At 65.9% G+C, this 13,231-nt stretch carries 13 protein-coding genes; 8 read left to right on the top strand and 5 right to left on the bottom strand.

Annotated features, from left to right (window positions below):
* Positions 1 to 20 precede the first annotated feature (20 nt).
* Both yihG and BUB09_RS04485 read left to right on the top strand, forming a co-directional pair.
* Positions 21 to 980: a 1-acylglycerol-3-phosphate O-acyltransferase, YihG family gene (yihG, locus tag BUB09_RS04490; RefSeq protein ID WP_072894731.1), complete on the top strand. Its 960-nt coding sequence runs from the start codon at positions 21 to 23 to the stop codon at positions 978 to 980.
* A gap of 92 nt (positions 981 to 1,072) precedes the next feature.
* Complete coding sequence (locus BUB09_RS04485; protein ID WP_072894728.1) at positions 1,073 to 1,411, top strand: P-II family nitrogen regulator; 339 nt, start codon at positions 1,073 to 1,075, stop codon at positions 1,409 to 1,411.
* Between the two features lie 62 nt (positions 1,412 to 1,473).
* Here the strand turns inward: BUB09_RS04485 and BUB09_RS04480 are convergent, their stop codons facing one another.
* The gene (locus tag BUB09_RS04480) at positions 1,474 to 2,376 is read right to left on the bottom strand and encodes an aq_1923 C-terminal domain (protein ID WP_139250117.1); all 903 of its coding nucleotides are present in this window, start codon (positions 2,374 to 2,376) and stop codon (positions 1,474 to 1,476) included.
* Positions 2,377 to 2,470: 94 nt separating this feature from the next.
* On the opposite strand from BUB09_RS04480, the gene BUB09_RS04475 reads away from it, so the two are divergent.
* Both BUB09_RS04475 and BUB09_RS04470 read left to right on the top strand, forming a co-directional pair.
* Positions 2,471 to 2,887, top strand: a complete 417-nt coding sequence (locus BUB09_RS04475) for a DUF4124 domain-containing protein (RefSeq protein WP_072894723.1) — start codon at positions 2,471 to 2,473, stop codon at positions 2,885 to 2,887.
* On the top strand, positions 2,884 to 3,300 hold the full coding sequence (locus BUB09_RS04470) for a hypothetical protein (protein ID WP_072894720.1): 417 nt from the start codon (positions 2,884 to 2,886) through the stop codon (positions 3,298 to 3,300). Before BUB09_RS04475 ends, BUB09_RS04470 begins: the two co-directional genes overlap by 4 nt.
* Positions 3,301 to 3,325: 25 nt before the next feature.
* Here BUB09_RS04470 and speE read toward each other — a convergent pair whose 3' ends face one another.
* Positions 3,326 to 4,177 (bottom strand): polyamine aminopropyltransferase, encoded by an 852-nt coding sequence (gene speE, locus BUB09_RS04465; protein ID WP_072894717.1) that lies wholly within the window; start codon positions 4,175 to 4,177, stop codon positions 3,326 to 3,328.
* Positions 4,178 to 4,257: 80 nt separating this feature from the next.
* Here speE and speA point away from each other — a divergent pair, with 80 nt between their 5' ends.
* Positions 4,258 to 6,162, top strand: coding sequence for a biosynthetic arginine decarboxylase (gene speA, locus BUB09_RS04460; protein ID WP_072894714.1), 1,905 nt, complete (start codon positions 4,258 to 4,260; stop codon positions 6,160 to 6,162).
* Here the strand turns inward: speA and BUB09_RS04455 are convergent.
* From BUB09_RS04455 to argH, 3 genes are read right to left on the bottom strand one after another with little or no spacing between them, the layout of a single operon-like run.
* Positions 6,150 to 8,315 carry an acetyl-CoA hydrolase/transferase C-terminal domain-containing protein gene (locus BUB09_RS04455; protein ID WP_072894711.1) on the bottom strand — a complete coding sequence of 722 codons (2,166 nt, stop codon included), beginning with the start codon at positions 8,313 to 8,315 and terminating at the stop codon, positions 6,150 to 6,152. The genes speA and BUB09_RS04455 overlap by 13 nt on opposite strands.
* Positions 8,315 to 9,064, bottom strand: a complete 750-nt coding sequence (gene ydfG, locus BUB09_RS04450; RefSeq protein ID WP_072894708.1) for a bifunctional NADP-dependent 3-hydroxy acid dehydrogenase/3-hydroxypropionate dehydrogenase YdfG — start codon at positions 9,062 to 9,064, stop codon at positions 8,315 to 8,317. The genes BUB09_RS04455 and ydfG overlap by 1 nt, the downstream gene beginning before the upstream one ends.
* Entirely contained in the window at positions 9,061 to 10,467 is a 1,407-nt protein-coding gene (argH, locus tag BUB09_RS04445) for an argininosuccinate lyase (protein ID WP_072894705.1), read from the bottom strand. The genes ydfG and argH overlap by 4 nt, the downstream gene beginning before the upstream one ends.
* Positions 10,468 to 10,642: 175 nt before the next feature.
* Here argH and BUB09_RS04440 point away from each other — a divergent pair, with 175 nt between their 5' ends.
* From BUB09_RS04440 to BUB09_RS04430, 3 genes are all read left to right on the top strand, one after another.
* Positions 10,643 to 11,701: a sensor histidine kinase gene (locus BUB09_RS04440; protein ID WP_072894703.1), complete on the top strand. Its 1,059-nt coding sequence runs from the start codon at positions 10,643 to 10,645 to the stop codon at positions 11,699 to 11,701.
* 59 nt (positions 11,702 to 11,760) lie between these two features.
* The gene (locus tag BUB09_RS04435) at positions 11,761 to 12,504 is read left to right on the top strand and encodes a LytR/AlgR family response regulator transcription factor (protein WP_072894700.1); all 744 of its coding nucleotides are present in this window, start codon (positions 11,761 to 11,763) and stop codon (positions 12,502 to 12,504) included.
* A 124-nt stretch (positions 12,505 to 12,628) separates the two neighbouring features.
* Positions 12,629 to 13,231: an ATP-dependent Clp protease proteolytic subunit gene (locus BUB09_RS04430; protein WP_072894697.1), complete on the top strand. Its 603-nt coding sequence runs from the start codon at positions 12,629 to 12,631 to the stop codon at positions 13,229 to 13,231.

Here is a 13,231-nt window from a genome sequence, read left to right as displayed (position 1 = left end):
GCCGAGAAAAAGGAGAGCCGATGCTGTCGATGCTGCTGCCGGCGCCGTTGATCGGCGTTGCCACGTTCTGCGTGATGTTGGCTTGGCTGTTGATGATCACCGCGCTGCTGGTGCCCGGCATCGCACTCAAGACGGTGTTTGCATTCGTGCTGAGGCTGCCGTCGGCCAGCCGGCTCGCAACGCGCTACCTGACCGGCGTCGCCGATCTGTGGGTGGTCGGCAATGCACTGATCTACCGGCTGATCCAGGACCTGCGCTGGCAGGTGCGCTTCAACGGCGTGGTCGAGCCGGGCAAGAGCTATCTGTTGATCTGCAATCACCAGAGCTGGGCCGACATTCTGGTGCTGTGCGACGCGCTGCGCGGGCGCAATCACTTCCCGCGGTTCTTTCTGAAACGCGAGCTGATCTGGGTGCCGATCATCGGCGTCACCTGCTGGGCGCTGGACATGCCGTTTATGAAGCGCCACTCACGCGAGGCGATCGCCCGCAATCCGGCACTGCGCGGCGACGATCTGCGGACGACGCGCGAGTTTTGCGAAAAGTACCGGCGGCAGCCGATCACCGCGATCATGTTCCCGGAAGGCACGCGCTTCACGCCGGCCAAGCGCGCGCTGCAAGACGTGCCCTACGCCCATCTGCTGCGGCCGAAGTCGGCCGGCCTGGCATTCACGCTCAATGCAATGAGCGACCAGTTCGCCGGCATCATCGATGTGACGATTGCCTACAAGCCCACCGGCGGAACCAGCCTGGTGTGGAGCTGGCTGTGCGGCCAGCAGCAGACGCTGGTCGTCGAAGCCGAGATCAAGGCGATACCCGAGGCGGTGATCAACGGCGACCACGACGGCGACCCTGCTTACCGGGCCGCGTTTCAGGCCTGGCTCAACGACTTGTGGGCGCGCAAGGACGCAAGGTTGCCGCAGCTCAAAGCACAGGCCGTCGACGGTTTGGCGGGCTCGTCACCAGCGGCCTCGTCACACTAAGCAGGCGGCGTATTGGAAACGGCGCTTCTCCAAGCGCCTGCGCTTTGGCTAGACTGCGGCCCAGTCACCCTCACCAGCAAGGCCTGTCCGTCATGAAAATGCTCATCGCCATCATCAAGCCCTTCAAGCTCGACGCGGTGCGCGAGGCGCTGTCGGACATCGGCGTGCAGGGCATGACCGTTACCGAAGTCCGCGGCTTTGGTCGCCAGAAAGGCCACACCGAGCTGTACCGTGGCGCCGAATACACGGTCGACCTGCTGCCGAAGATCAAACTGGAAGTTGCCCTGACGCCGGACAACGTCGACAAGGCGATCGACGCGATCAGCAAGGCTGCGCGCACCGGCCAGATCGGCGACGGCAAGATCTTCGTCTACGACCTGGGCCAGACGGTGCGCATCCGCACCGGCGAAAACGGCATCGACGCGGTTTAGTCGCCGCTCCAACACGGCGCTCGAACGCCTCGCCCGAGGCGCGGGCGCCGCATGCGACGCCCTCAGCGCGGCGCCGCGTCCGGCAGTCGCTCAAAGCGAAATCCCAGCAACGGCGGCCAGTCGCCGACCGAGTACAAGTTGAGGTTGCGCAACAGCACCGTGTCCGGCGGGTCGAGCGTGATGCGGCAAGCACCCGGCGCGCGGACGAAACTGCGCAGCGCTGCAGCCGATCCAGCATCCCAGCGCCAGCGTTCGCGACGCGCGCGCTGATCGAGCAGGCGGACGATGGCCTCACCCACTTGCTCGCGATCCACCTGCAACTCGGCCGCTCGCCGGTCCTGGTAGCGCTGCATCAAACCCCGATCCTCGAAGTCCAGCCGCAGCTTGCGCAGCCCGATCTGGTCGGGCGCGCGCGCCAGCTGCGACGGCGTGGCGTCGAGCTGCAAGTCGAATCGCAGGTACGCGCTGTCGTCGCCGCCGATATCCCCGCCGACCAGCAGCAGCCCGGCATCGGCCAGCGCGCGCACATCGAGAGCCGCCTGCAAGCGCAGGCTGGAGTAGCCCAGCGTGGCCAGCGACGGCGGTGCGTTGCGGCCGCGAAGGCGATAGCCGTCGCTCATTGGCAAGTCCAGATCGATCAGACGCAGGCGCACGCGCTGCAGGCTGCGGTCGTCGCCCAAGTCCAAGTCGTCGATGCGGACTTCGCCGACGCTGATCCGGTAGTCCAGCGGGGTGCCGAGCATGCCCTGCATCAAGCCATTGGGGTGGAACGACACGTCGTACAGCACGCCGGTACCCCACAGGTTGAACCACAGCCGCTCATAACGCAGCGTGCCGTAGCCCTGCCATTGGTAGGCGATGCGCTGCAGGCTGCGCTCCGCTTCGCGCAGTAACCACCACTGCGCTCCGGCCGCCAGCAGGCCCAACAGCAGCATGGATCGCAGCAGCAAAGTGCCAAGTTTCAAGGAGCGGTCCGGCGGTAGTGATGGTCGGATTCTAGGCGCAAGCCTCGGCGGCTGATGCGCTTAGACTGATCGCCGTCCGTATTTGACTGGTTGCATGGCATCGATGAGCTTGCGAGGCGTCTACCGGGTCCCGATCGCGCTGTGGCTGGGCGTGCTGGCCAGTGCCGGCGCCAGCACCGTGCACGCGACCACGGTCTATCGCTGGACCGATGATCGCGGCCGTGTCCACTACGGTGACGCGCGCACGCCTGGCGCCCGTGCCGTCGAGGTCAAGCCAGGCAGCGGCGCGGCACCGGTGCCGACCGACCCGGTACAGACCGCCCGCAGCGAAGAGTGCGAGCGCCGCAAAAGCCAGCTCGAAACCTACCGCCGCGCGACCTCGGTGGTCGAAACCGATGCGCTCGGCCAGCGCCGCGAATACGACCCGCAGCAGAAAGCCAAGCTGCTCGAGATCGGCGCGCAACAAGTCCGGATCGCCTGTGGCGAGGGCGCGACCGAGGGCGGTTCGTGAGCCGGCAACGCGCCGCCGCGCTGCTGGCGGCCGCGCTGCTGACCGCACCGTTTGGCGATGCCAAGGCCGCGGTCTACAAAGGAACCGACGGCAATGGCCAAGCGCGGTATGGTGATGTCAACCGCGACGGCGGACCGGCGCTGACCCAGGACGATTTACGACAGCGGCGGATCGCGCCGGCGCCCGCCGGCGAGCCACAGCGCTCGGCAGCCGATGCAGCGCAGCGTCGCCTGGAGTGTCAGCAGCTACGCGACCGCCTCGACGGCTATCGCAGCGCCGTGCAGATCTATGGTCGCGATCCGGACGGCAACGTTTACGCGCTGTCACCGGCGCAGACCGGACTGCTGCTGCTGGAAACCGAGCGCGATCGGCGTCAGCTATGCGGCAACGCGGCCGGCGCCGCGCTGCATTAGCGCGGCGTCGGCCTTCCGATCCGGCTCAGGCCAGCGCCTTGGCCACGTAGTTGGGCAGCGCGAAAGCGCCGCGATGAATCGCTGCGTTGTAGTACTGCGCATCCAGCGCCTGCACAGCGCTGGCATCGAGGCGTTCGGCCAGCGCGCCGGCCGACTTGCAGGCGATCGAACCCGACCACCAGCCCGACGGATACAGCGGCTGCGGGAACGTGAACAGATGCGTCTGGGCGAAGCCGGCGACCCGCATCGTCTGATGCATTTCGCTGATCAGCGGCAGATGCAGCAGCGGCGATTCGGACTGCTGCACCAGCATGCCGTTGGGCTTGAGCGCCTTGAGGCAGTCCAGATAGAACTTCTTGCCGAACAGACCTTCGGCCGGACCCACCGGATCGGTCGAATCGATGATGATCAGGTCGATGCTGCCGGGCGCTGCATCCTTCATCCACTGGATGCCGTCGCCGAAGAACAGCGTGGCGCGCGGATCGTTGTTGGCGGTGCACAGCTCAGGAAAATACTGTTCGGCTAAGCGCGTGACGCGTTCGTCGATCTCGACCTGCGTCGCTTTGCGGACTTCCGGGTGTTTCAAAACCTCCCGCAAAGTCCCACAATCGCCGCCACCGACGACGACGACGTTCTGCGGGTCGGGATGCGAGTTCAGCGCCACGTGCGACATCATCTCGTGGTACAGGAAGTTGTCGCGGGTCGACACCATCGTGCAGCCGTCGATCGACATCAGGTAGCCGAAGGTTTCGGTCCGGAAGATCTCGATCTTCTGGTACGGCGTCTGCTCTTCGTGCAGCTTTTCGCCCAGCTTGAGCGAAAATGCCGTGCCGGTGGCCTCGACGGGTTCGGTGAACCAGCTGCTATCCAGTGCCATGTCGCGCTCTCGTAACGTAAGTAGGTCTGCAATCAGGGCGCGAGTATAAAGGCCCATCATCTTGTTTGAGTGACGATCCGATGCCCAAGCCTGTCTGGTCCGCCGCCCGCGCCCGCGAACGCTACAACTTGCCGCAGTGGGGCGAGGGCTACTTCGATGTCGCCGAGTCCGGCCCGTCGGCCGGCCATGTACTGGTACGGCCGTTCCGCGACGCCGAGGGCCCGGCGATCGACTTGTACGAGATCGCGCGGCGACTGCCGCTGGAAGGCTTGGACCTGCCGGTGCTGGTGCGCTTCAACAACATTCTCGAAGACCGCATCGACGCCCTGACCGGCGCGTTCGCCCACGAAATCGAAGCGCTGCATTACCAAGGCCGCTACACGGCCGTATATCCGATCAAGGTGAATCAGCAGGCCGACGTGGTGAAGACCATCGTCCGCCACGGCGGTACGCGCGTCGGGCTGGAAGCCGGCAGCAAGCCGGAGCTGGCCGCGGTGCTTGGTCTTGCGCCAAGCGGCAGCCTGATCGTCTGCAACGGCTACAAGGACCGCGGCTATATCCGCCGCGCGCTGATCGGCCAAAAGCTCGGCCACTCGGTCTACATCGTCGTCGAGAAACTGTCGGAGCTGCCGATCGTGCTCGAAGAAGCGCGTGCGCTCGACGTGGCGCCAATGATCGGCCTGCGCGTGCGCCTGGCGGCGGATTCGTCGAGCACGCAGCAGAATACCGGCGGCGAGAAGGCCAAGTTCGGTCTGACGACGCCGCAAGTGCTGCAAGCGGTCGAGATGCTGCGCGATGCCGGGCGGATCGACTCGATCCGCATGGTGCACTTCCATCTTGGCTCGCAGGTCGCCGCTGTGCAGGACATCGCGCGCGGTCTGCGTGAGGCGGCGCGCTTCTATGTGGAGCTGCGCCGGCTCGGCGCGCCGATCGACGTCGTCGACGTCGGTGGCGGCCTGGGCGTCGACTACGAAGGCACGCGCTCGCGCAGCCATTGCTCGATGAATTACGGCTTGCGCGAATACGCGCGCAACATCCTGCGCACACTACGCGACGTCTGCATCGAAGCCGGCGAGCCGCAGCCGAACGTGATCTCCGAATCCGGCCGTGCGCTGACGGCGCACCACGCGGTGCTGATCACCAGCGTGATCGACCAGGAAGTGGTACCGACGTCGGCGATTGAAGCGCCCGGCGCTGATGCACCCAGCGTGCTGCTGGAGCTGCACGGTTTGATCACCGACATCGATACGCGCGGTCCGATCGAGTCGCTGCACGAAGCCGCGCAGTTTCTCGGTGAAGCCCAAGCGCTGTACACCGAAGGCCTGCTGAGCTTGGCGCAGCGCGCCTGGGCCGAGCGCGCGTACTTTGCCGTCGCACGTTTGGTGCAGCCGCGCCTCGACAGCGGCATCCGTGCCGAGCGCGACGCCGATGAAGGACTGAGCGAAAAGCTGTCGGCGAAGTACTTTTGTAACTTCTCGGTGTTCCAGTCGGTGCCCGATGCCTGGGCGATCGAGCAAGTGTTTCCAATCCTGCCGATCCATCGGCTCGACGAGGAGCCGGCGCTGCGGGCGCGGCTCTGCGATCTGACCTGCGACTCCGACGGCCGACTCGACCGCTACGTCGACCGCGAAGGCGTGATGCCGACGCTGGCGGTACACCCGCTCGAAGAAGGTCAGCCGTACCTGATCGCGCTGTTCATGGTCGGCGCCTACCAGGAAATCCTCGGCGACATCCATAACCTGTTCGGCGACACCAATGCGGTCAACGTCGTGCTCGACGAGCGCGCGCCCCAAGGCTGGCATCTGGAAGGCGCCGAGCACGGCGACCGCACCGATGAGCTACTGCGTTACGTGCATCTGGTGCCCGAAGAACTGGCGCAGAGCTATCGCAAGAAGATGGCGAGCCTGAACCTGCCGCAAGCGGAACGCACGGCGCTGCTGGCTGAGCTGGAAGCCGGCTTGTCGGGCTACACCTATCTGACTTGAGAGGCGTCGCCGGGATTCTGCTGCAGCGCTTCGATCAACAAGGCTCGCGCGACGCGCTGCTGCAAGCCGCGCGGCGCCTGCAGTTGCACGCGCCGCAGATCGGCCATCACACCGTCGTCGACCACCGCTGGCGATCGAGCCGCCTTGATCAGCAAACGCCAACGCGGCAGCGCTGCCACACGCGCCTGCACGGCCTTGAGCGCCTGCGCCAGGCGTAGCTCCTGTGCCGTGAACTCATGACCGAACGGAAACACCGGGAATACGTCGCGGCGTGATCCGAGCAGCGCCGCCAGCCGCTGCGGTGTGTTGTAGCGATGGGATGCCGGCAGTTGCCACTGGCGTTCGATCTTGCCGGCTTGCTGAGCTTGCGCGAGCAGCTCGGCTTGGAAGCGCGAATCGGCGATGCCGATCATCGCCTTGGCAACATCGCAGTCGGTCTTGCCGCGCAGATCGGCGATGCCGTATTCGCTGATGACGATGTCGCGAAGATGACGCGGGATCGTGCAGTGGCCGTAGTTGAACACGATGTTGCTGGTTGCCTGGCCACCGGATTCGCGGACCGCGCGCACCAGCAGAATCGACCGCGCATCCGGTAGCTGATGCGCTTGCGCGACGAAGTTGTACTGGCCACCGACGCCCGATACCACGCGACCATCAGCAAGACCGTCGGACACCACGGCGCCGGACAGCGTCGCCATCATCCCGGTATTGATGAAGCGCGCATGCCGCCGCTGCGCGCGATACAGCGGCGGATCGAGGTCGAGCTGGTTGACGTGCTCGACGCCGGTCATCGCGATCCGGTCGCGCTGTGCCTGTGTCATATCGCGCAGCGCCGCGTAGAACCGGCGCGGCCCCAAAAAGAATCCGGCGTGCATGACCACGCCGCGTTGCAGGCCCGGACCCAGGCCCCGTGACGCGATCGTGGCGCGCGACGGCGGGTCGACGAGGCAGGCCGACACCCGCTCGCCATCGTCACCCTGCAGTTCGCCCTGCTGATAGCGCCAATCGGCGCGCAGCACGCCGTGATGCTGCAGTACGCTCAGGTCTCGCTCGCCGATGTAGTGCAGACCCTCGTCAACCAGCGCATCGAGCAGCGCAGCATCCACGGTGCGATGACCGCGTTCGACGACGCGCTGCAAGGCCGCATGGCCATAGACCTCGCGCTTGAGCACGCCGGCCTGCATCAACTCCCAAAAACCGTCGACGAACATTTCACTGGCGCCGTACAGCCCCAGCTCGAACGGCGCGGTGCCGCCGATGCGCGCGGCCAGCTCGGTCTGCTGCGGTTGTGTCAGCAGCGCCTGGACCGCGCTGCAGTACGCCGCGTTGTCGACATGGCGCAGCCGCAGACAATGCGCAATCGCGTCTCCGAGACTGCCGATGCCGATCTGCAAGGTGCCGCCGTCGCGGACCAGCGTCGATGCCTGCAAGCCGATCGCATAATCAGCGATGCCCACCGGCGTCTTCGGCGTCGAGAACAGCGCGCGGTCGTACGCGGCATCGTCGAGCACGATATCGAAGCTGCTTTCGGCGACTTCGGCATCGCCGCTCATGTACGGCAGCTGCGGGTTGACCAGCGCAACGGCCAGGCTGCGTCGCGTGCCGCTTGCCTGCGCGGCACGCAGCAGGCGCATCAATTCCGGCCCGGTATCCGGATTGCTGCTTAGGCTGAAGCAAACACCCTGCTCGGTCTGGCGCTGCGCGACCATCTGCGCAACCAGGTTGCAGCCCTGGCCAAACACGTCGCGCGCAGCAAACGTGTAGTTGGTGCTGATGTAGTCACGCTGCGCTTGCAGATCGTTGAGCCGGCTGCCCGGCGCGATGAAGAACTCGACGATGCGCACGTTCGGCGGCAAGCGTCCCGCGGTCTGGTCGACGGCGTACTGCAGGACCGGCACGCCGTCGAACACACGATCCAGAAACGGCGTCAGCAGCGCGGCTTCCAGCCCCTTGGGCTGCGGCCGCTCCAACGACAGCGCGGTCAGCACCGTCAGCTGCAGCGTCGCGTCGCGCTGAGCACGCTGGTACAGCGCATTGATCAGCTCCACCGGCTTGCCCAAGCCCAGCGGTACGCCGATGCGGATGTCCTTGCCGAGCTCGGTGATGATCCGATCGACCGCCTCGTCCAAGCCGCAGCGCAGCGGCGCTGGCATCAGGGCTTCTTGCTGACCGACAGGCCGGCGAACGACTGCGACACCGGCATCAGTGAGATCGTGTTGACGTTCATATGCGGCGGGCAGGACGCGATCCAGTAGACCGTATCGGCGATGTCTTCCGGGCGCAGCGCATTGGCGTTTTCGTAGAGCTTGGCGGCGCGCTCATCGTCGCCGTGAAACCGCACGTTCGAAAACTCCGTGCCGCCGCAGAGGCCGGGTTCGACGTTCGATACCCGCACCAAGGTGCCGGCAAGATCGGCGCGCAGGTTCAGCGAAAACTGCTGGACGAACGCCTTGGTCGCACCGTACACATTGCCGCCAGCGTAGGGCCATTCGCCGGCCGTCGAGCCGATGTTGACGATGTGCCCGCGATTGCGCTCGACCATGCCCGGCAATACAACGCGCGTCACCGTCATCAAGCCCTTGCAGTTGGTGTCGACCATCGTCTCCCAATCATCGAGCGAAGCGCGGTGCGCCGGCTCCAAGCCCAGTGCAAGGCCGGCGTTGTTGACCAGCAGATCGATCGACGACCACGGCGGTGGCAGCGAACCGATCGCGCGCTCGACCGATGCACGGTCGCGCACATCGAGTTCCAACGGATAGGCGGCATCGCCCAACTCGGCGGCCAGCGCGTCGAGCCGCTCACGGCGGCGCGCCGCGATGATCACGCGAGCGCCGCTGGCCGCGAAACGACGGGCGATCGCCGTGCCGAAGCCGGCGCTGGCACCGGTGACGAGCACGATCATCGCGGACTCCGCTGCGCGAGGGCACGACGCGCGCGCGCAATCGCAGCACGCACTTGGTCGGGCGCGGTGCCGCCATAGGTTTTGCGCGCCGAGACCGAGGCTTCCAACGTGATGTGCTGATGTACATCAGCTTCGATCGCCGATGAGAAGCGGCGCAGTTCGTCGAGGCTCAGCTCGGCCAGATCACGCTGATGCTGCGCCGCATAACCGACCACGGCGCCGACGACGTGGTGCGCGTCGCGGAACGGCAGGCCCTTGCCGACCAGGTAGTCAGCCAGATCGGTGGCCGTCGAAAACCCCTTGGCGGCAGCGGCGCGGCAGGCGTCGCGGCGCACGACGATGTGCGGCACCATTTCGGCATAGACGCGCAGACAGATCGTCACCGTGTCGATCGCGTCGAACAACGGCTCCTTGTCTTCCTGGTTGTCGCGGTTGTACGCCAGCGGCTGGCCCTTCATCAGCACCAGCAGCGCGTTCAGATCACCGATCACGCGCCCGGTCTTGCCGCGCACCAGTTCGGGCACATCGGGGTTTTTCTTCTGCGGCATGATCGAGCTGCCGGTGCAGAAGCGGTCGGGCAGCGACACGAAGCCGAACATCGGCGTCGACCAGATGATCAGCTCCTCGCTCCAGCGTGACAGGTGCACCAGGATCATCGCGGCGGCCGCGCAGAACTCGATGGCGAAATCGCGATCCGACACGGCGTCCAGCGAGTTTTCGCTGACCGCGGCAAAGCCCAGCTGCTCGGCGACGTAGTGACGATCCAGTGGATAGACGGTGCCGGCGAGCGCGGCGCTGCCCAGCGGCAGCACGTTGAGCCGTGCGCGCGCATCGACCAGCCGCGAGCGATCGCGCAGGATCTGTTCGCGCCAGGCCAGCATGTGATGCCCGAACGTCACCGGCTGCGCGATCTGCAAGTGCGTGAAGCCCGGCATCACGCTGTCGGCCTCGGCCTCGGCCAGGCCGAGCAGGCCGTCGGCCAGCGTGTCGATCAGCGGCAGCAGCCGGTCGATCGCATCGCGCGTGTACAGCCGGATGTCGGTGGCGACCTGGTCGTTGCGCGAGCGGCCGGTGTGCAGCCGCTTGCCGGCGTCGCCGATGATTTCGGTCAGCCGCGCCTCGATGTTCATGTGCACGTCTTCGAGCTCGGTCTTCCACACGAAGGCGCCGCGCTCGATCTCGTCGCGGACTTGTTCAAGACCGGCGGTGATCGCATCGGCATCAGCGGTGCTAAGCACGCCGACGCGCGCCAGCATCCGGGCATGCGCGGTGCTTTGGGCGATGTCCTGGCGGTACAGACGCTGGTCGAAGCTGACCGATTCGCTGAATGCGGCCACCAGCTCGGAGGTCGATTCGCTGAAGCGGCCGCTCCACATGCGGTTCTTGTTGTCGGGCTGGCTCATGCGGTTTCGGGAAGAAAAGACGGATTACGGCGTCGGGCCGGGCAGTATAGCGGCCGACCAGCGGCGGCCTTCGCCAACCCGATGGAGCCAGCGCGGGGACGATCTCCGTAAGCTGCGGCTTACAATACGCAGGTCGTCCGCTTGCGGACCGTGTTCACAGTCCACCGCCGGAACCATGCTCCAAGTCCAGTCCAATCCGGCGACCCGCGTTCGCCTGATTCCCAATTTCTGCACGTTGCCAGTGGCCTTGTCGCTGGCGCTGGCCATGGAACTGGTGGCGCTGTGCTTCACGCTCAGCGCCAGTGTGCGCACCGGCGGCTTCATCCAGCGCCTCGGCTTGCTGTCGCTGTATCTGCAGTGGATCGGTCTGTGCAGCGCGGCCAGCCTGTGCTGGCTGCGACGCTTCCTCAGCATCGCGCGGCCGGGCCTGGTGTTCTTCGTTTGCTGGGCGGCGCTGGTGATTGCGGTGATGGTGTTGTCGAATCTGGCCTGGATGGTCGGCACCAACCCGCGCTGGGGCGTGCTGGACCCCAATGAACCGCGGCTGTGGTTCGTGATGCGCCACAGCGCGATCGCGGCGATCGTCGCCGTGCTGCTGTTGCGCTACTTCTGGACGCGCCACCAGTGGCGCGAACAGGTCCGCGCCGAATCCGAAAGCCGTTATCAGGCGCTGAACGCGCGCATCCGGCCGCATTTTCTGTTCAACGCGCTCAACAGCCTGGCCGCACTGATCAGCGTGCGCCCGGCTGAAGCCGAGGGTCTGGTCGAAGACTTGGCCGACGTGTTCCGCGCCAGCCTCGAAAAGCAGGGCCAGATGGCGCCGCTGGTCGACGAAATCAGCATCTGCAACGCCTACCTGCGGATCGAGAAGGCCCGGCTCGACGAGCGCCTGCAAGTCGACTGGGACGTGCCCGAAGACCTGCTCAACCACCCGGTGCCGTCGCTGATCATTCAGCCGCTGGTCGAGAATGCGGTGCATCACGGGGTGTCCAAACGCCGCGACGGCGGCACGATCCAGGTCAGCGTGCGCCGCGACCGTAACGAAATCATCATCGAAGTCAGCAATCCGCTGGCACCGCAGGACGAGGTCCGCGTCGGTGGTTCACACAGCGGCAACCAAGTGGCCGTCGACAACATTGCGAGTCGCCTCGGGCTCATTTACGGTGAGCGTGGGCGGGTCGAACTTGGCATCGACGACGGGCTATACAAGGCAAGGCTGTTTCTGCCGACATAGCGCCACCGGCGAGCCGGCTCCCCCAGTGTCCAGGCCGTTGCACAGGGAGGAGTTGCGCGATGAGAGTGGTGATCGTGGATGACGAACCGTTGGCGCGCGAGCGCCTGCGCCGTCTGCTGTCGGAGTTTCCGGGTTACGAGATCGTCGGCGAAGCCGGTGACGGTGAAACCGCGCTGGAGGTCGTCGACAACGAAGAGCCCGACCTGGTGCTGCTCGACATCCGCATGGGCGGCGTCGATGGCCTGCAGGTCGCCCGCCAGCTGGCGGAATACGATCCGCCGCCGGCGATCATCTTCACGACCGCCTATTCAGAACACGCGCTGTCGGCCTTCGACGCCAACGCCGACGCCTATCTGCTCAAGCCGATCCGTGTCGAAAAGCTCAAGGAAGCGCTGCTGCGCGCACGCCGCCCGACCCGCGCACAGAAGTCGCCCGCCACCGTGCCGGCCGCCGGCGAGCGCCCCAAGCGCGAACACATCCTGGCCACGACGCGCGAAGGCCTGGTGCGGATTCCGGTCGATGACATCGTCTACTTCCTGGCCGACCAGAAGTACACGACGGTCTGCCATCTGCACGGCGAAGTGCTGATCGAAGAATCGCTCAAGACGCTCGAAGACGACTTTGCGCCCTGGTTCCTGCGCATCCATCGCAAGGCGCTGGTGGCGACGCGCTTCATCGCCAGCCTAGAGCGCGAGCGCGGCGGCGAGCAGCACCACTGGCTGAAGATGAAGCACGCCAGCAAACCGTTGCCGGTGTCGCGCCGTCGTTTGGCCGAAGTGCGGCGCTTTCTCACCGACGGCTGAGGCGCCCGGCGCGCGCGCCGACGGGGGTCGTCGGCGCGCAAACCGTCACGCGGGCGCAAGTTTGCCTAATATGTCGCTCCTTGCCCGTAGCAGATGGGCGACATGACCCCGAGGAGTTTGTCCCATGCTGGACCCCATCATCGCCGCCGATGACGACAAGGCCGACGCGGTGACGCCCAAGCGCCCCAACGCGCTCGAAGAGCGCCTGTTCCAGGCGCGCACGATCCTGATCTACGGCGGCATCAACCAGAAGCTCGCCGAAGCGGTCACCAGCCGGCTGCTGGCGATGCAGGCCGAGTCGCTGGACCCGATCACGATCTTCATCAACAGCCAGGGCGGACACGTCGAATCCGGCGACACGATCTACGACATGATCAAGTTCGTGAAGCCCGAAATCCGGATGATCGGCACCGGCTGGTGCGCCAGCGCCGGCTCGCTGATCTACAGCGCGGCCAAGCCCGAAAACCGCTACGCGCTGACCAATACGCGCTTCCTGCTGCACCAGCCGTCTGGCGGCATGGGCGGCACGGCGTCGGACATCGCCATCGCGGCCAAGGAAATCGTGCGGATGCGCCAGCGTCTGAACGAGATCTACGCCAAGGAAACCGGTCAGAGCGTCGAGCGCATCGCCGCCGACACGCAACGCGATCATTGGATGAGCGCCCAGGAAGCCAAGGAATACGGCCTCGTCGGCAAGATCATCAGCAGCGCCGCCGAAGTCGTCTGA

Source organism: Hydrocarboniphaga daqingensis (genome assembly GCF_900129825.1).
Classification (GTDB): Bacteria; Pseudomonadota; Gammaproteobacteria; order Nevskiales; family Nevskiaceae; genus Hydrocarboniphaga; species Hydrocarboniphaga daqingensis.
Note: the sequence above shows the minus strand (reverse complement) of the source record. Positions and strands in the feature narration are given on the sequence as shown.